Source organism: Marinibacterium profundimaris (assembly GCF_002210095.1).
Lineage (GTDB): Bacteria > Pseudomonadota > Alphaproteobacteria > Rhodobacterales > Rhodobacteraceae > Marinibacterium > Marinibacterium profundimaris.
The window spans coordinates 911,758-927,610 of sequence record NZ_AQQR01000001.1; the positions used below are offsets into that span (position 1 = coordinate 911,758).

A 15,853-nucleotide genomic window follows, 5' to 3' on the forward strand; every position below is an offset into this window, starting at 1 on the left:
GTCAGGCGCCGCCGTCGGCAAGCGTACGCGCTGCGCCCCCCTCCGTCCCCCGATACTGCCGCCTTTACGGCCGCCTGGGCCCCTTACGGATCGTTTTGCCCGATCGGCCCCCCTGACTCTCAAATCTTGCTGCAAGTGCAAAAACCTTTGTGATCCTTTGATGACACCGCGCCCGGGAACCGTTAAGGAGAGGGCATTCCAGCGCATATAGACTCGGAGCTGCCAGCCTCGTGCAACAGCCGCAGATGCCCCCGGCCCATCCTTTCGACGACGACAAGCTCAAGGAAGAATGCGGTGTATTCGGAGTGCTTGGCGTCAAGGACGCCGCCAATTTCGTCGCCCTCGGCCTTCACGCCCTGCAACATCGCGGGCAGGAAGCGGGTGGCATTGTCACCCACGATCCGGAGCAGGGGTTCAACTCGGCCCGCCGGTTCGGCTATGTCCGTGACACCTTCACCTCGCAATCGGTGATGGAAACGCTGCCCGGCCCGCTGGGCATCGGCCATGTGCGGTACTCGACCGCAGGGTCCAAGGGCAACACCCAGATCCGCGACGTGCAGCCGTTCTTCGGCGAATTCTCGATGGGCGGCGCCGCCATTGCCCACAACGGGAATATCACCAATGCCAATGCCTTGCGGCGCGAACTGATCGAGCGCGGCTCGATCTTTCAGTCGTCGTCGGACAGCGAATGCATCATCCACCTGATGGCGCGGTCGCTGCAGAAGGGCATCCCCGAACGCATGGAAGACGCCCTGCGCCGGGTCGAAGGCGCCTTTTCGGTCGTGGCAATGACCCGCACGAAGCTGATCGGCGTGCGCGACCCGCGCGGCGTGCGGCCGCTGGTGCTGGGCAAGCTTGGCGACGGCTGGGTTCTCAGTTCCGAAACCTGCGCGCTGGACATCATCGGCGCCGATTTCGTGCGCGAGATCGAGCCGGGCGAGATGGTCGTCATCACCGAGGACAAGGGGGTCGAGAGCATCTTCCCCTTCCGCCGCCAGAAATCGCGGTTCTGCATCTTCGAACATGTCTACTTCTCGCGCCCCGATTCGATCCTGGGCGGGCGGTCCGTCTATGAAACCCGCGAGGCGATCGGGCGCGAGCTTGCCAAGGAAGCCCCGGTCGAGGCCGACCTGGTCTGCCCGGTGCCCGACAGTGGCACCCCGGCCGCCGTGGGCTTTGCCGCGGAAAGCGGGATCCCCTTCGGCCTTGGCATCGTGCGCAACCAGTACATGGGCCGCACCTTCATCGAACCTTCGGAGCAGATCCGGAACATGGGCGTGCGGCTGAAGCTGAACGTCAACCGGGCCCTGATCAAGGACAAGCGGGTCATCCTGGTCGACGACTCGGTGGTGCGCGGCACCACCAGCCGCAAGATCAAGGAGATGATCCTCGACGCCGGCGCGGCCGAGGTGCATTTCCGCATTGCCTCCCCGCCGACGGCCTGGCCCTGCTTCTACGGAGTCGACACGCCGGAACGCGACAAGCTGCTGGCCGCCACCATGAGCGAGGACGAGATGCGCGATCACCTGAAGGTCGACAGCCTCAAGTTCATCTCGCTCGACGGGCTGTACCGCGCCGTCGGTGTCGGCGAAGGCCGCAACAACGCCAGCCCGCAATATTGCGACGCCTGCTTCTCGGGCGAATACCCGGTAGAGCCGGCAGACATGATCGCACAGGGCTTCCAGATGAAGGCGGCCGAGTGAACCTTCTGGACCTCGACGCCCGCTGGCGCCGGTTCCACGACGAAGACCGCGCCTGCCCCTGTTGCGGGCGCCACTTCAACGGGGTGTTCGACCTTGGCTTCGATCACCCCGATGCCTGGCCCTTCGGCCCCCTTCCCGAGGGTGAGGCCGAGGTGCAGTTCGGCGAGGACAAGCTGGGCACCGATCTCTGCCGCCTGGGCGAAGTGCGCTTCATCCGCTGCATCCTGCCGCTGCCGATCCAGGGCAGCGACGAGGTGTTCAATTTCGGCACATGGGCCGCCGTCGCGCCCGGCGATTTCTACGCCTATATCGACGCCTGCTTCGGCGAGGGCCGCTTTGACGGCTGCGCCGCGCTGCTGATGAACGCCCTGCCGGGCTTTGACACAGAGGGCGACACGCCCTGCACCCTGTTGCCGGGACCCGAGGGCGAACGCCCCCGGCTGATGGCGCAGGAGGGCCCCTTGATGGCCGCGCAGGAGGACGGGATCTCCTTCGATCACCTTCTGGACATCTACGCCGCCTCGGGCAGCGATATCCGGCCGCACCTGGCCGCCTGAGCCGCCCCTTCGGCTGCATTCCGCCAAGGCTGGCAGCGCCTGTCCGCCCAATTTCGCCCATGCCCCAGCGTCGCCGACCGGCCCGCCTTTCAGGGCCGGAAAAGCCCTGATAGGCCCCTGGTTCGACGGAAATCCCGATACGAATCTCGGACCGCGACATCCGCGGCAGGCAGAGTGAATGACCCAAATGAACGCCGGCGGGACCACCCCGCCAAACGTGGCCAGCAAGGCCACGACCAGAGTCCCCATGTCGAAGAACCGCCCCATGGTGATCGGCATCTTCGGCCCGGAAAACGACCTTACCGCCCTGGTCCGCTTGCCCGGTGGCAAGACCACCAAGGTTCAGCGCGGCGAGCGGCTGACCGGCAAGCAGGTCGTGCGGATCGACAGCGAAGGGCTGGTCCTGGCCCGAGGCGGACGCGAGGAGCGGCTGGCGCTGCCCTGAGCGACAACCCGCCGTGACCTTGCCGCATTGGGGATCCAACGAGGACCCCGCCGCCCGGCCAGGGGCTTCCGTTTCGGGGTTGGAAACGGTCCTTTCGAATTCCCCGACGTGGGCCTTGACCTGAGCGACGGCATTGGCCACACGGCTGGCACATGACCCAGATCGCACTCATCACCGGCGCCTCGCGCGGCCTTGGCGCCGCAATAGCCCTGGCGCTTGCGCCGACCCATCACATCGTCGCCGTTGCGCGCACCATCGGCGGGCTCGAAGAGCTCGACGACCGCATCCGCGCTCTTGGCGGGACGGCCACGCTGGCGCCGATGGACGTGACCGTGGACGAGGCGATGGCCACGCTGTGCCGTGGCATCCACGACCGCTGGGGCAAGGTGGATGTCTGGGCCCATGCCGCGATCCACGCCGCGCCGCTGACGCCGGCCCAGATGATCGACGCCCGCGACTGGGACAAGTCCATGTCGATCAACCTCGAGGCCGCGCGCCGGCTGATCGCCTATGTCGCGCCGCTGCTCGGCACGTCCGGGCGGGCGCTGTTCTTCGACGACCCGCACGGAGGCGAGAAGTTCTTCGGCAGCTACGGCACCTCGAAGGCCGCGCAGATCGCGCTGGCCCGCAGCTGGGCGGCCGAAACGGTGAAGACTGGACCCAAGGTTTCGGTGCTGGAACCCCGGCCGATGCCCACCGCCACCCGTGCCCGGTTCTTCCCCGGCGAGGACCGCGAGACGCTGACGCCCACGGCGGACGAGGCGAAACGGCTCTTGGCCGACATCGGTCTGGTCAGCGCCTGACCTTCAGTCACGGGATGGCTTCGGAGGCTGCAATGCCTTCGGCAGAGGTATTTTTGCAAAGATGAAGACGGGCATGTCGCCCTGACCCGGCCAAGTGCTTGCTGCTGCGGGCGGGCTCTTCTAAGGACGTAGTGGGGTTACGGGGCTTTTCGCGATGCGCATTCTCATTACCAACGACGACGGGATCAATGCGCCGGGCCTGAAGGTGCTGCACGCCATTGCCGAGGAGCTGGTGGGCCCCGAGGGCGAGGTCTGGACCGTGGCGCCCGCGTTCGAGCAATCGGGCGTGGCGCACAAGATCAGCTATACCCATCCGATGATGGTCTCGGAACTGGGCGAGCGGCTTTACGCGGCCGAGGGCAGCCCGGCGGATTGCGTGCTGACCGCGCTGCATGACGTGATGCCCGATTGCCCGCCCGACCTGGTGCTGTCGGGCGTGAACCGGGGCAACAATTCCGCCGAGAACGCGCTGTATTCCGGCACGCTGGGCGGCGCGATGGAAGCGGCGCTGCAGGGCCTGCCGGCGATGGCGCTCTCGCAATATTACGGGCCGGAGAACCGCGCGCTGGACGATCCGTTCGAGGCGGCGCTGGCCCACGGCGCCGCCCTGATCCGCCGGATCCTAGAGGCCACGCCCCCGCACGAGGGCGATTACCGACTGTTCTACAACATCAACTTCCCGCCTCACCCGGCCTCTGCGGTCAAGGGCACGAAGGTTTCGCGCCAGGGTGCGCGCGAGGGCACCGGCTTTCATACCGAACCGCTGATCTCGCCCTCGGGGCGGCGGTTCCTGTGGCTGCGCGGCGCCGACCAGACGGTGCGCACCGCGCCGGGCACCGATGCCGCCGTCAACCTCGACGGCTATATCTCGGTCACGCCGATGCGCGCCGACCTGACCGCCCATGACACGCTGGACGCGCTGAAGGTCATCGAATGACCAGCGACGCAGAGACCAAGATGCGCTTTCTCTTCGCGCTGCGCTCCAAGGGGGTGACGGACCCCAGGGTGCTGAACGCGATGGAAGAGATCGACCGCGGCGCCTTCGTGAAGGGGCTGTTCGCCGAACGCGCCTACGAGGACATGCCGCTGCCGATCACCTGCGGCCAGACCATTTCCCAGCCCTCCGTCGTCGGGCTGATGACCCAGGCGCTGGAGTTGACCGGCCGCGACAAGGTGCTGGAGGTCGGCTGCGGCTCGGGCTACCAGGCCGCGATCCTGTCGCGGCTGGCGCGCCGGGTCTATACCGTCGACCGTCATCGCCGCCTGGTGGCCGAGGCGCGCCTTGCCTTCGACGCGCTGGGGCTGGCCAACATAACGGCCTTCACCGCCGACGGCTCGCGCGGGCTGGAAGACCAGGCGCCCTTCGACCGGATCCTGGTCACCGCCGCCGCCGAGGATCCGCCGGGGCCTCTCTTGGCCCAGCTGCGAATTGGCGGTATCATGGTCCTGCCCGTGGGCCAGTCGGATGCGGTTCAGACGCTGATCCGGGTGCGGCGGCTGGAGACAGGGTTCGACTACGAAGAATTGCGGCCCGTTCGCTTCGTGCCGCTTCTCGAGGGTCTTGGAAAAGAGACCTGAGAGCTGAAATTGTCGCGCCAAGCCCCCGGACAAAAGGGGGCGAGCATGAGGATATCGAGATGCCGCGTCCCGCCTTCAAACTTCCCGGAACCGGGCTGCTCCTCTTTGGCGGCCTCGCCCTGCTGAGCGCCTGTTCCGAGCCTCTGGACATGGATCTGCGGGGCAATCTTGGCGGGTTTTCCACCGCACCGGCCGCTCAGGCCGCCACCGCGAACCGGCCCAGCCCGGATGCGCGGGGGGTGATCACCTATCCGAATTACCAGGTCGTCGTGGCGCAGAGGGGCGAAACCGTCTCCTCCATCGCGGCACGGCTGGGCTTCACCGCCGACGAGCTGGGGCGGTTCAACGGCATCGACCCGAACGTGGCGCTGCGCGACGGTGAGGTCGTCGCCCTGCCCCGGCCCCTGCCCTCCCTGTCCGGTGCTCCGGGCAGCGCGGCCCCCGGCTCCGTGGATATCGAGGCGCTGGCCAACGCCGCGATCGACGCCTCGGCCGAAACGCCCGCCATCGAAGTGGTCGAGCTGGAGCCCGCCGGGCCGGAGCCCGTGCGCCACAAGGTCGAACGCGGCGAGACCGCCTATACCGTCGCGCGGCTCTACGGCGTGTCCGTGCAATCGCTTGCGGAATGGAACGGGCTCGACGCCGATTTCGACATCCGCGAGGGGCAGTACCTGCTGATCCCCGTCGCCCGCAGCGCGCCGCCCTCCGGCGTCGCCGCCGCCGCCGTCGAGGTCGAGGAAGTCACCGAGCCCGGCGCGGGCTCGCCCACTCCGACGCCGCCAAGCGCCAGCCAGCCCCTGCCCGAGAATGACACGATCATCGCGGCCGAGGTCGAGGCGCCCGACGTCACCGCCGAGCCGCAGACCATCCCCGCGCCCGCGGGCGCGATGTCCTATCCCGTGCAGGGCAAGATCATCCGCGCCTATGCCAAGGGCAAGAACGAGGGGATCGACATCGCCGGCTCGCCCGGTGGATCGGTCGGCGCCGCCCAGTCCGGCACTGTCGCCGCGATCACCGAGGACCAGGACAAGGTGCCGATCGTGGTGATCCGCCACAGCGACAACCTGCTGACAGTCTATGCCAACGTGACCGACATCGCCGTGGCCAAGGGCCAGAGCGTGAACCGCGGCCAGACTATCGCCAAGCTGCGGGACGGCGATGCCTCCTACGTGCATTTCGAGGTGCGGGACGGTTTCGAAAGCGTCGATCCCTCGTCCTACCTGAACTAGGCCGGGGGTCCGGCAATCCGGCATTGGACCGAAAAAAGGCCGGCGGGTGTCCCCGCCGGCCTTTTCGCTTTGCAGATCCGAAAAGCGGTCAGATGCTGACGCCCTGGCGCCCGGCCAGGTCGGTGAAGAACTGCCAGGCCACGCGGCCCGAGCGCGCGCCCCGGGTCGCCTGCCATTCGATCGCCTCGGCCCGCAGCGTGTCGGCATCCACCGACACGCCATAGGCCGCGCAATAGCCGTCGATCATCGCCAGGTACTCGTCCTGGGTGCAGGGGTGGAAGCCCAGCCACAGGCCGAACCGGTCCGACAGCGACACCTTCTCCTCCACCGCTTCGGACGGGTTGATCGCCGAAGAGCGCTCGTTCTCGATCATGTCGCGCGGCATCAGGTGGCGCCGGTTCGAGGTTGCGTAGAACACCACGTTGTCCGGCCGCCCCTCGATCCCGCCGTCCAGGACCGCCTTCAGCGACTTGTAATGCTGGTCGTCATGGCTGAACGACAGGTCGTCGCAGAACAGGATGAACCGGTGCCGCGACGACCGCAGATGTGTCAGGAGCCGCCCGACGCTGGGCAGGTCCTCGCGCAGCAGCTCGATCAGCTTCAGCTGTGAGTGCGACGCATTAACAGCCCCGTGCACCGCCTTGACCAGGCTTGATTTTCCCATCCCGCGCGAGCCCCACAGAAGGGCGTTGTTCGCGGGCAGCCCTTCGGCAAAGCGGCGGGTGTTGTCCAGCAAGGTGTCACGAGAGCGGTCGATCCCGATCAGCAGTTCGATCTCGACCCGGTTGATGGTCTCGACCGGCACCAGCCGGTCGGGATCCACGTGCCAGACAAAGGCCGGGGCCGCATCGAAATCAGGCGCGGCCAGCGGCGCCGGAGACATCCGCTCCAGCGCCGCCGCGATCCGGTTCAGGGCGTCGGTGTCGGACAGGGTCATTGAGGAGTTTCCATCCGCCATCACTTGTCGTCCCCGAATTCGGCCGCCATCGGATCTTCGTCCTCGTCGTCATAGAAACCATCCTCGCGCAGCTGCTGCTCGCGCTTGGCATCGACGCGCCGCACCAGGAAGATCGAGATCTCGTAGAGCCCGTAGACCACGACGAACAGGATCGCCTGTGTGATCACATCCGGGGGCGTGACCAGGGCGGCCAGCACCAGGATCGCCACGACGGCGTATTTGCGGACCGAGGCCAGCCCCGCCGCATCGACCAGACCGGCCTTGCCCATGAGTGTCAGGAGCACTGGCAACTGAAAGCACAGACCGAAGGCCACGATGAGCTTCAGCGTGATGTCCAGCGTTTCGTTGACCTTGCCGTTGAAGACGATGTCGATGCCCCGTTCGGTCACTGGCGGCGCGATCTCTTCGACCTCGACAACGCCTTCGGCAACGCCATCCGCCACCGTGGCAACGAAGGTCGAGATCATCGAGGCCGCGTCGGCAAAGCCGAGGAAGAACTGCATCGCCAGCGGCGTCACCACGTAATGGGCAAAGGCCGCGCCCAAGATAAACAGCCCCGGAGAGGCCACCAGGAAGGGCAGGAACGCATTCTTTTCAGAACGGTACAGCCCCGGCGCCACGAAGCGCCACATCTGGTAGGCAATCACGGGGAAGGCCAGCGCAAGGCCGCCCACCATCGAGATCCGCACCAGCGTGAAAAAATATTCCTGCGGCGCGGTGTACTGCATCACAGGGTTCGGATCGCCGAGCGAGCGCATCGTCGACTCGATCGGGACCAGCAGGAAATCGAGGATCTGCCCCCCCACCGTGAAACAGGCCACCATCGCCACGAGAAAGGCGACAACGGACCAGATCAGCCGTTGTCGCAACTCTGTCAGGTGCTCGATCAGCGGCGCGGCGCTGTCCTCGATCTCGTCATCATGGGTCGTGCTCATGTTTCGGCCTTCTTCTCTGCCGATTGCTCCGCGGCCTCGTCCGCCGTCAGTGCAGCCTCGGCGGCCTCGGCCTTGGCCAGCGCCTCGGCGGCTTCGCGTGCCTTGCGGTCGGCCGCGGCCCGGGCGGTCTGTGCCTGGATCTTCTTGGCCTGCTCGGCCCGGTCGGCCGCCAGCTTGCCGGTGGCGCTGCCCTTTTCATACTTGGACGGATCGACCGAAGACGTCACGTCGCGCGCGATGTCCTTGACCCCGTCCATGGCGGACCCGATCGGATTGGTGGCCGATTTCAGCCCCGAGGCCACGTCCCGCAGCCCGGTTTCATCCGCCGCGTCGTTCATCGCGCGGCTGAAATCGCGCGCCATGGCCCGCGCCTTGCCGACGAACCGCCCGACATTGCGGAACAGCACCGGAAGATCCTTGGGCCCGACCACGATCAGCGCCACGATCCCGATGACCAGGAGCTCGCTCCAGCCCAGATCGAACATGTCGGATTACGCCTTGGTCTTGTCGGTCTCGGCCTCGGGCGTCACGTCCTTGGCGTCGTCGCCCGGGTCGTTCTCAAGCTCCTTGGCGCCCTCGTTCATACCTTTCTTGAAGGACGTGATGCCCTTGCCCACTTCGCCCATCATCGAGCTGATCTTACCGCGCCCGAAAAGCACCAGCACCACGACAGCAATCAGAAGAAGACCCGGAAGTCCGATATTGTTGAGCATTTGAAAACTCCTTTCCCCGCGCGAACCCCGCGCCATGTATCTCGATCCCCGTGATAGAATCGCCGCCCGCCCGAGGGAAGCGTGCCAGCCCAGTTCGGGGCCCCCGGCGCCCGGTTGGACGGGCAGTTTTTTGTGAGATCGCGGCTCCTGACAACTTTATGTCAGTAATTCACCTCGATACACTATGCTTGGAAGGAGATGCCATGCGCCGCAGTGACCGATTGCTTGAACTGATGACCCGTCTGCGCGACGGGCGTATCCACCGGGCCGAGGATCTGGCCGCACGTTTCGGCGTCTCGGTCCGCACGATTTACCGGGACATGGACACGCTGGCGGCCTCGGGCATCCCTGTCGAGGGCACGCGCGGTTCGGGCTACCGCGCGCTCGACACGCTCACCCTGCCCCCGCTCAGCCTGACCCCGGCCGAGATCGAAGCGCTGCAGCTGGGCCTGGCCATCGTGGCCGAGGCACCGGATCCCGACCTGAAGGCCGCCGCGCTGTCGCTGACCGAGAAGATGGATGCCGCCCTGCCGAGCGAGGCGCCGACGGACCGCGATGCCGCGCTGGCGGTCTATCCATTCTCGGACGCCGCGCGCGGCTTTTCGCACATGTCCACGATACGTGCCGCCATCCGGGGCCGGCAGAAACTGCGCCTCAGCTACCGGCGCCCCGACGATGTCTGGAGCTTCCGCACCATCCGCCCCCTGCAGATCGACCATTTCGGCCGCGTATGGTCGCTGACGGCCTGGTGCGAGTTGCGCAACGATTTCCGTGTCTTCCGCTTGGACCTGATCGAAAGCGCCGACATCCTGCCAGAGCTCTTCGTCGACGAGCCGGGCAAGAGCCTGGCCGATTACCGCGCCGCCGGCTGACCCGCCCCCCCGGTCAGGCCGGGAAGACGAAGCATTTCTCGCGCGGGATCGTCAGCCACATGGGCTTGCCCGGCTTCGGCATGAAGACCCCCGGCACCGTCGCCTTCAGCAGCATCCCGTCGTGGTCCATGCGGAATTCGACAAGGCTTTCGTGCCCCATGAACCGCGAACGTTCCACCAGCCCCCGCGCCGCAACGCCGTCGCGCGGTGTCGGCAGGGGACCACGTCCGTTGCGATCGAAATCGATCCGCACGTGCTGGGGCCGAAACACGATCTCAACCGCCGTCCCGTCGGGCACGCCCGGCGCAAGGAAACGGCCAAAGACCGTCGTGGCCAGTGCGCCGTTCACCTCTGCCCGGATCACGTTGGTGTCCGAGAAGAACGAGACCGCCGCCCGGTCCGCGGGCCTGGTATAGACCGTGTAGGGCGCGCCGCGCTGCACGATCCGGCCCTGCCGCATCAGCGCGATCTCGTCGGCCATGCGCATCGCCTCGTCCGGTTCATGCGTCACCAGCAGGACGGCGGCATCCTCGGCTTTCAGCAGATCCAGCGTTTCGTCCCGGATCCCGTCGCGCAGACGGTTGTCGAGGCCTGAGAAGGGTTCGTCCATCAGCATGATCCGCGGCCGGGGCGCGATGGCGCGGGCCAGGGCCACCCGCTGCTGCTCGCCGCCCGAGAGCTCGTGCGGATAGGAATCGATGAAGCGCAGCAGGTCGACCCGGTGCAACAGCTCCTCGACCCGGGCGCGGCGTTCCTCGCGGCTGCCGCTGCGCAGGCCGAAGGCCACGTTGTCGGCGACGCTCAGGTGCGGGAACAGGGCGAAATCCTGGAACATCAGGCCGATGCCGCGCCGTTCGGGCGGCAGATCGCGCCCATCGCCGCTGATCAGCTTGCCATCCAGAAGGACCTCGCCGGTTTCCTGCCGTTCGACCCCGGCGATGATCCGCAGCGTCGTGGACTTGCCGCAGCCCGAGGGCCCCAGCAGGCAGGTCACCTGCCCCGGCTGGATGCTGAGGGACACGTGATCGACCACCGGCCGCCCGTTGAACCGGCGCACGAGGTTGCGCACCTCGAGCCGGGGCACGGGGGTGTCGGGAAGATGTTCGGGTGTTGGCTCGGAACTCACGCCGGGTCTCGTACCGCATTCTGGCCGCAGGATCCCGCCCCGATAACAACGCCCCGGGGGCGAGGCAAGCGGCAGGTCGCCTCACATGGATGGCACAGCGGGCGGCTCAGTTGTCCAAAAGCTCGAAACCGGCCTCGCCCAGCACGCGGCCATTGACCTGCAGCGCGATCTTCTGCGCCCCGGGATACAGCCGGTAGGTCGTGGCGTCCCCTTTCAGCCCGTGCCGTTTCACGATGGTCTGAGGGGTACCGGCGGCCAGCTGCAGTGTCTTCAGCTTGTGCACCTTGGGCGCCAGCTCGCCGTTGGCGCGGCGGCGCCAGAAGACGTAATCGACGATGGCCCCGGCCGACACATCGCAGTGCAGCGTCACCGCAAGTTCCATCACATCGCCGATCCGCGCCTGGGCAGGGATGTCGAACTGCAGCAGCTTGATCGGAGCGTCAGGGTCGAAGCCCAGGAGCGCCATCGCCCGGGGATCGCCCGCCTTGACCAGCCCGCGCAGCGCGTGCCCGGTCATCCACTGCAGCTCGCGCGGCGCCTGCCGCCCGGCCTGCCCCCAGGCGTTCAGCCGGTCCAGCGCCAGCTCGGGCCGGATCTTGGTGATGTCATTGAGGTGGTTGGCCACCGATCTTGTCACGTAGCGCGTCGGGTCCGCATGCAGCCGGTCCAGCAGCGGCAAAGCGCGGTCCGGGTCCAGCCCGATGGCCGGCGCCCAGGGCAGCTTGGGCCGCGTGCCCTCACTCACCAGCCGCCGCACGTGGTAATTCGGGTGCTGCGCCCAATCCTCCATCCGTTCCAGAACCAGGTCCGGGTAGCGGATCAGGAAGGCGCGGATCGACATCTCCATGCTGAACCGCTGGGTGATCTCCTCCATCAGGTCCAGCGACAGGTCCGGATGCTCCTCAAGCCCCAGCGCCGTGACAACCTCGCCCAGGGGTGCGTGGATGAAGCGGCCGAAATCGTCATCCGTCCGGGTCGGGTCCAGCGGCGGTGGCAGGGCCGCGCGCAGGATCGGCGCGGCCTCCGGCAGGTTTCCGGGCAGCTCTTGCAGCAGGCATTCGGCGATCCAGGCGATCCGCGCCTTCAGCTCCAGCTCGGGCAGGCGCGCCAGCACGGCGGCCTCGAACCGGTCGGCGTCGATCGCCCCGGTGGCCCGGAACTGCGCGGCAAGGTCACCGATCGTGGACGGGTTGAAGAGATCGTCCTTCAGAGAGAAGCCTGACGCCATGACTTACATTGTCAGATTGTTCAGCCCGCCGTCGAGCAGGATGTTCTGCCCCACGATGAAGCCGGCATGTTGCGAGCAGAGAAAGGCGCAGGTCTGGCCGAACTCCTCCCTGGTGCCGATACGCCCCACGGGGATGTTGGAGGCGCGCTCGGCGCGGACCTCTTCGGCGCTCTGACCGGTCTGTTTCATGATCGCGGCGTCGGTTGTGCGGATCCGGTCGGTGTCATGCACGCCCGGCAGCAGGTTGTTGATCGTCACGCCGCTGCCGGCCACTTGCCGCGCGGTTCCGGCGACATAGCCGGTCAGCCCGGTGCGCGCGGCATTCGACAGGCCCAGCGTGGCAATGGGCGCCCGCACAGATTGCGAGGTGATATTGACCACGCGTCCCCAGCCCCGCTCCATCATGCCCGGCAGAACGGCCTTCATCAGCGCGATGGGCGTCAGCATGTTCGCATCCAGCGCCTTGACGAAATCCTCGCGGTCCCAGTCCGACCACATCCCCGGCGGCGGGCCGCCATTGTTGTTCACCAGGATATCCGGCGCGCCGCCGGCGGCGCCCAGAACCTGCGCCTGCCCCTCGTCCGACCCGATATCGCAGGCCACCGCCGTGACCTCGACCCCGTAGGTGTCGCGCAGCCGCGCGGCCTCGGTCTCCAGCAGGTCGGCGCCCCGGGCATTCATCACCAGATTGACGCCGGCCTCGGCCAGCGCCTCGGCACAGCCCAGGCCAAGCCCCTTGCTCGATGCGCAGACGATGGCGGTCTTGCCGCGAATTCCCAGGTCCATGATGGTCTCCTTGCCCTGCCTCGCCGCGATCCGGCCGCGGTGCCCCGGGGTACCATCCCCGCCACGGGGGACGCCAGCAAAACACCGTCGCGTTGACCCGGCTTCGCCATAATCCTAGCGTACCGGGGCATATCAAACCCTGTTCTTCTTCGCGCCCGGCTTTCCCATGTCCCTTGCCCCCGTTCAATCTGTCCTGGTCCACGAGGCCGGCGCCTTCCGCGTCGCGCTTGGCGCCAACATGGGCGATCCGGTCTCGATCCTGGACGAACTCACGCTGGACGACATCTATGAACTTGCCCCCGACAGCGAGCGGCAGCGCATGGCCCTGCTGATGGGCCGTGACGGCACGCTGAGCATCGCAAGCTCAAGCGATGCGGGCCAGCCCGGCGCGCGGCTGCACCTGGATTGCACGCTGCTGCTGATGTCGCCCGACGGCGAGACGACCGATGCGCTGGTGCTGGTCGAGGTCGACGACGAAGGCCATATCGAAGAGATCTACCTGCTTCCGCTGGGCCCGCTTGCGCCCCGCACCGGCTACACCCTGGTCGGCGCCGACCGCGACAGCGTGACGGCCAAATTCGCCCAGATCGCCTGCGTCTCCTTCACGCGCGGCACGCATATCACCATGGCCACCGGCCGGCAGGTCCCGATCGAACAGATCCAGCCGGGCGACCGTGTCCTGACCCGCGACGATGGCGTGCGCGAGGTCCGCTGGATCGGCCAGACCACGGTGCGCGCGGTCGGGGATTTCGCGCCGATCCTGGTAAAGAAGGGCACGCTCAACAACGCCAACGACCTGCTGGTCAGCCCCGATCACCGGCTGTTCATCTACCAGCGCACCGATCAGCTGGGCGCCGGGCGCGCCGATTTGCTGGTCGCCGCGCGGCACCTGGTGAACGACGACACGATCGTGGTGCGCAATGGCGGCTTCGTGGATTACTTCCAGATCCTCTTTGACCGGCACCACATCATCTACGCCGAGGGGATCGCCGCGGAATCGACGCTGGTGAACCCGCGCACCCGCCCCGCCCTGCCCGACAGCCTGGCCGAGGTTCTGCAGGCCATGCTGCCCCGCAACGACGACCGGGAGAGGCATGGGCTCGACGTAGGCAAGGCCCTGCTTGACCGCCCCGACGCAATCGAGCTGCTGCTGCGCGCCTCTTCCCGCTGACCGTCAACGACAGCAGCCGCGAGACGGGCCGGCAACGTCCCGACGAGCAGCCCATCCGCCGCAGCCAAATTCTTGCGCGACACCGCGTATCCGCGCAGCCAATTTCTTGCGCGCAGCCGCGCAGCCAATTATAGCGCGGTCATGTTGGACACCGCTTCAAACCGCCCCGACCTGCCGCCCGAGATCGCGCGGCGCCGGACCTTTGCCATCATCTCGCATCCCGATGCGGGCAAGACGACGCTGACCGAGAAGTTCCTTCTCTACGGTGGCGCCATCCAGATGGCCGGACAGGTGCGCGCGAAGGGCGAGGCGCGGCGCACGCGGTCGGACTTCATGCAGATGGAAAAGGATCGCGGCATCTCGGTCTCGGCCTCGGCCATGTCCTTCGACTACCGCAACTTCCGCTTCAACCTGGTCGACACGCCGGGCCACTCGGATTTCTCGGAAGACACCTATCGCACGCTGACAGCGGTGGATGCGGCGATCATGGTGATCGACGGCGCCAAGGGCGTGGAAAGCCAGACCCGGAAATTGTTCGAGGTCTGCCGCCTGCGCGACCTTCCAATCTTGACATTTTGCAACAAAATGGACCGCGAAAGCCGCGATGTTTTCGAGATTATTGACGAAATCCAGGAAAACCTCGCAATCGACGTGACCCCGGCCTCCTGGCCCATCGGGCAGGGCCGCGACTTTGTCGGATGCTACGATATCCTGCGCGACCGCCTGGAGCTGATGGACCGCGCCGACCGCAACAAGGTCGCCGAAAGCATCGCGATCGAGGGGCTCGATGATCCGAAACTTGCCGAACATGTGCCCGCCCACCTGCTCGACCAGCTGAAGGAAGAGCTTGAGATGGCGCGCGAACTGCTGCCGCCGCTGGATCCGCAGGCGCTGCTGGATGGCACGCTGACCCCGATCTGGTTCGGCTCGGCGATCAATTCCTTCGGCGTGAAAGAGCTGATGGACGGTATCGGCACCTACGGTCCGCAGCCCCAGGTGCAATCGGCCGAGCCGCGGCAGATCGCACCCGAGGAAACCAAGGTTTCGGGCTTTGTCTTCAAGGTGCAGGCCAACATGGACCCCAAGCACCGCGACCGCGTGGCGTTCGTCCGCATGGCCTCGGGCCATTTCAAGCGCGGGATGAAGCTGACCCATGTGCGCTCGAAGAAGCCCATGGCGATCTCCAACCCGGTGCTGTTCCTCGCCTCCGACCGCGAACTGGCCGAGGAGGCCTGGGCCGGCGACATCATCGGGATCCCGAACCATGGCCAGCTGCGCATCGGCGACACGCTGACCGAAGGCGAGATGCTGCGCGTGGCGGGCATCCCCTCCTTCGCGCCGGAACTGCTGCAGGGCGTCCGCGCGGGCGATCCGATGAAGGCCAAGCACCTGGAAAAGGCGCTGATGCAATTTGCCGAGGAAGGCGCGGCAAAGGTCTTCAAGCCATCGATCGGCTCGGGCTTCATCGTCGGCGTCGTCGGGCAGTTGCAGTTCGAGGTGCTCGCCTCGCGGATCGAGATGGAATACGGCCTGCCCGTGCGGTTCGAGCAGTCGCAGTTCACCTCGGCCCGCTGGGTGTCGGGCGAGAAGGCGGCGGTTGAGAAGCTCGTCAATGCCAACAAGCAGCACATCAGCCACGACCATGACGGTGACATCGTCTACCTGACGCGGCTGCAGTGGGATATCGACCGGATCGAGCGCGATTATCCTGACGTCAAGCTGACGGCGACCAAGGAAATGATGGTCTGA

At 66.7% G+C, this 15,853-nt stretch carries 17 protein-coding genes; 10 read left to right on the forward strand and 7 right to left on the reverse strand.

Annotated features, from left to right (window positions below; translation table 11 throughout):
• The first annotated feature begins 245 nt into the window (after positions 1–245).
• The 7 genes from purF (at position 246) to ATO3_RS04370 (ending at position 6,315) form a co-directional block, all read left to right on the forward strand.
• A complete protein-coding gene (gene purF / locus ATO3_RS04340) occupies positions 246–1,703 on the forward strand; it encodes an amidophosphoribosyltransferase (protein ID WP_088648539.1) in 1,458 nt (485 codons plus the stop codon).
• On the forward strand, positions 1,700–2,260 hold the full coding sequence (locus tag ATO3_RS04345; RefSeq protein WP_233152022.1) for a DUF2199 domain-containing protein: 561 nt from the start codon (positions 1,700–1,702) through the stop codon (positions 2,258–2,260). Before purF ends, ATO3_RS04345 begins: the two co-directional genes overlap by 4 nt.
• Positions 2,261–2,438: 178 nt before the next feature.
• Positions 2,439–2,705, forward strand: a complete 267-nt coding sequence (gene pilP, locus ATO3_RS04350; RefSeq protein WP_088648540.1) for a type IV pilus biogenesis protein PilP — start codon at positions 2,439–2,441, stop codon at positions 2,703–2,705.
• Between the two features lie 152 nt (positions 2,706–2,857).
• On the forward strand, positions 2,858–3,508 hold the full coding sequence (locus ATO3_RS04355) for an SDR family NAD(P)-dependent oxidoreductase (RefSeq protein ID WP_088648541.1): 651 nt from the start codon (positions 2,858–2,860) through the stop codon (positions 3,506–3,508).
• A gap of 154 nt (positions 3,509–3,662) precedes the next feature.
• Positions 3,663–4,445, forward strand: coding sequence for a 5'/3'-nucleotidase SurE (surE, locus tag ATO3_RS04360; RefSeq protein WP_088648542.1), 783 nt, complete (start codon positions 3,663–3,665; stop codon positions 4,443–4,445).
• On the forward strand, positions 4,442–5,086 hold the full coding sequence (locus ATO3_RS04365) for a protein-L-isoaspartate(D-aspartate) O-methyltransferase (RefSeq protein WP_088648543.1): 645 nt from the start codon (positions 4,442–4,444) through the stop codon (positions 5,084–5,086). The genes surE and ATO3_RS04365 overlap by 4 nt, the downstream gene beginning before the upstream one ends.
• Before the next feature lie 59 nt (positions 5,087–5,145).
• The gene (locus ATO3_RS04370; protein ID WP_088648544.1) at positions 5,146–6,315 is read left to right on the forward strand and encodes a peptidoglycan DD-metalloendopeptidase family protein; all 1,170 of its coding nucleotides are present in this window, start codon (positions 5,146–5,148) and stop codon (positions 6,313–6,315) included.
• Positions 6,316–6,403: 88 nt separating this feature from the next.
• Here ATO3_RS04370 and ATO3_RS04375 read toward each other — a convergent pair whose 3' ends face one another.
• Genes ATO3_RS04375 through tatA form a run of 4 tightly spaced genes read right to left on the reverse strand, consistent with a single transcriptional unit; the run spans position 6,404 to position 8,921 of the window.
• A complete protein-coding gene (locus tag ATO3_RS04375) occupies positions 6,404–7,252 on the reverse strand; it encodes an ATP-binding protein (protein ID WP_088648545.1) in 849 nt (282 codons plus the stop codon).
• Between the two features lie 20 nt (positions 7,253–7,272).
• The gene (gene tatC / locus ATO3_RS04380) at positions 7,273–8,208 is read right to left on the reverse strand and encodes a twin-arginine translocase subunit TatC (protein WP_088648546.1); all 936 of its coding nucleotides are present in this window, start codon (positions 8,206–8,208) and stop codon (positions 7,273–7,275) included.
• Positions 8,205–8,693, reverse strand: a complete 489-nt coding sequence (tatB, locus tag ATO3_RS04385) for a Sec-independent protein translocase protein TatB (RefSeq protein WP_088648547.1) — start codon at positions 8,691–8,693, stop codon at positions 8,205–8,207. Before tatB ends, tatC begins: the two co-directional genes overlap by 4 nt.
• Before the next feature lie 6 nt (positions 8,694–8,699).
• The gene (tatA, locus tag ATO3_RS04390) at positions 8,700–8,921 is read right to left on the reverse strand and encodes a twin-arginine translocase TatA/TatE family subunit (protein ID WP_088648548.1); all 222 of its coding nucleotides are present in this window, start codon (positions 8,919–8,921) and stop codon (positions 8,700–8,702) included.
• A gap of 203 nt (positions 8,922–9,124) precedes the next feature.
• Here tatA and ATO3_RS04395 point away from each other — a divergent pair, with 203 nt between their 5' ends.
• Complete coding sequence (locus ATO3_RS04395) at positions 9,125–9,793, forward strand: helix-turn-helix transcriptional regulator (protein WP_088648549.1); 669 nt, start codon at positions 9,125–9,127, stop codon at positions 9,791–9,793.
• Between the two features lie 13 nt (positions 9,794–9,806).
• Here the strand turns inward: ATO3_RS04395 and ATO3_RS04400 are convergent, their stop codons facing one another.
• The 3 genes from ATO3_RS04400 to ATO3_RS04410 form a co-directional block, all read right to left on the reverse strand.
• Positions 9,807–10,919: an ABC transporter ATP-binding protein gene (locus ATO3_RS04400; RefSeq protein ID WP_088648550.1), complete on the reverse strand. Its 1,113-nt coding sequence runs from the start codon at positions 10,917–10,919 to the stop codon at positions 9,807–9,809.
• A 106-nt stretch (positions 10,920–11,025) separates the two neighbouring features.
• Positions 11,026–12,147: a hypothetical protein gene (locus tag ATO3_RS04405; protein WP_088648551.1), complete on the reverse strand. Its 1,122-nt coding sequence runs from the start codon at positions 12,145–12,147 to the stop codon at positions 11,026–11,028.
• Between the two features lie 3 nt (positions 12,148–12,150).
• Positions 12,151–12,933 carry an SDR family oxidoreductase gene (locus ATO3_RS04410; RefSeq protein WP_088648552.1) on the reverse strand — a complete coding sequence of 261 codons (783 nt, stop codon included), beginning with the start codon at positions 12,931–12,933 and terminating at the stop codon, positions 12,151–12,153.
• Between the two features lie 166 nt (positions 12,934–13,099).
• Here ATO3_RS04410 and ATO3_RS04415 point away from each other — a divergent pair, with 166 nt between their 5' ends.
• Together ATO3_RS04415 and ATO3_RS04420 are read left to right on the forward strand one after the other, a co-directional pair.
• Positions 13,100–14,104, forward strand: coding sequence for a Hint domain-containing protein (locus ATO3_RS04415; RefSeq protein ID WP_088648553.1), 1,005 nt, complete (start codon positions 13,100–13,102; stop codon positions 14,102–14,104).
• A 141-nt stretch (positions 14,105–14,245) separates the two neighbouring features.
• The gene (locus ATO3_RS04420; protein WP_088648733.1) at positions 14,246–15,853 is read left to right on the forward strand and encodes a peptide chain release factor 3; all 1,608 of its coding nucleotides are present in this window, start codon (positions 14,246–14,248) and stop codon (positions 15,851–15,853) included.

What these genes read in the sequence shown, in the direction of transcription:
- purF (WP_088648539.1), top strand. Translation starts at nt 246, where the DNA reads ATGCCCCCGGCCCATCCTTTCGACGACGACAAGCTCAAGGAAGAATGC.
- pilP (WP_088648540.1), top strand. Translation starts at nt 2,439, where the DNA reads ATGACCCAAATGAACGCCGGCGGGACCACCCCGCCAAACGTGGCCAGC.
- ATO3_RS04355 (WP_088648541.1), top strand. Translation starts at nt 2,858, where the DNA reads ATGACCCAGATCGCACTCATCACCGGCGCCTCGCGCGGCCTTGGCGCC.
- surE (WP_088648542.1), top strand. Translation starts at nt 3,663, where the DNA reads ATGCGCATTCTCATTACCAACGACGACGGGATCAATGCGCCGGGCCTG.
- ATO3_RS04365 (WP_088648543.1), top strand. Translation starts at nt 4,442, where the DNA reads ATGACCAGCGACGCAGAGACCAAGATGCGCTTTCTCTTCGCGCTGCGC.
- ATO3_RS04370 (WP_088648544.1), top strand. Translation starts at nt 5,146, where the DNA reads ATGCCGCGTCCCGCCTTCAAACTTCCCGGAACCGGGCTGCTCCTCTTT.
- ATO3_RS04375 (WP_088648545.1), bottom strand. Translation starts at nt 7,252, where the DNA reads ATGACCCTGTCCGACACCGACGCCCTGAACCGGATCGCGGCGGCGCTG.
- tatC (WP_088648546.1), bottom strand. Translation starts at nt 8,208, where the DNA reads ATGAGCACGACCCATGATGACGAGATCGAGGACAGCGCCGCGCCGCTG.
- tatB (WP_088648547.1), bottom strand. Translation starts at nt 8,693, where the DNA reads ATGTTCGATCTGGGCTGGAGCGAGCTCCTGGTCATCGGGATCGTGGCG.
- tatA (WP_088648548.1), bottom strand. Translation starts at nt 8,921, where the DNA reads ATGCTCAACAATATCGGACTTCCGGGTCTTCTTCTGATTGCTGTCGTG.
- ATO3_RS04395 (WP_088648549.1), top strand. Translation starts at nt 9,125, where the DNA reads ATGCGCCGCAGTGACCGATTGCTTGAACTGATGACCCGTCTGCGCGAC.
- ATO3_RS04405 (WP_088648551.1), bottom strand. Translation starts at nt 12,147, where the DNA reads ATGGCGTCAGGCTTCTCTCTGAAGGACGATCTCTTCAACCCGTCCACG.
- ATO3_RS04410 (WP_088648552.1), bottom strand. Translation starts at nt 12,933, where the DNA reads ATGGACCTGGGAATTCGCGGCAAGACCGCCATCGTCTGCGCATCGAGC.
- ATO3_RS04415 (WP_088648553.1), top strand. Translation starts at nt 13,100, where the DNA reads ATGTCCCTTGCCCCCGTTCAATCTGTCCTGGTCCACGAGGCCGGCGCC.
- ATO3_RS04420 (WP_088648733.1), top strand. Translation starts at nt 14,246, where the DNA reads ATGTTGGACACCGCTTCAAACCGCCCCGACCTGCCGCCCGAGATCGCG.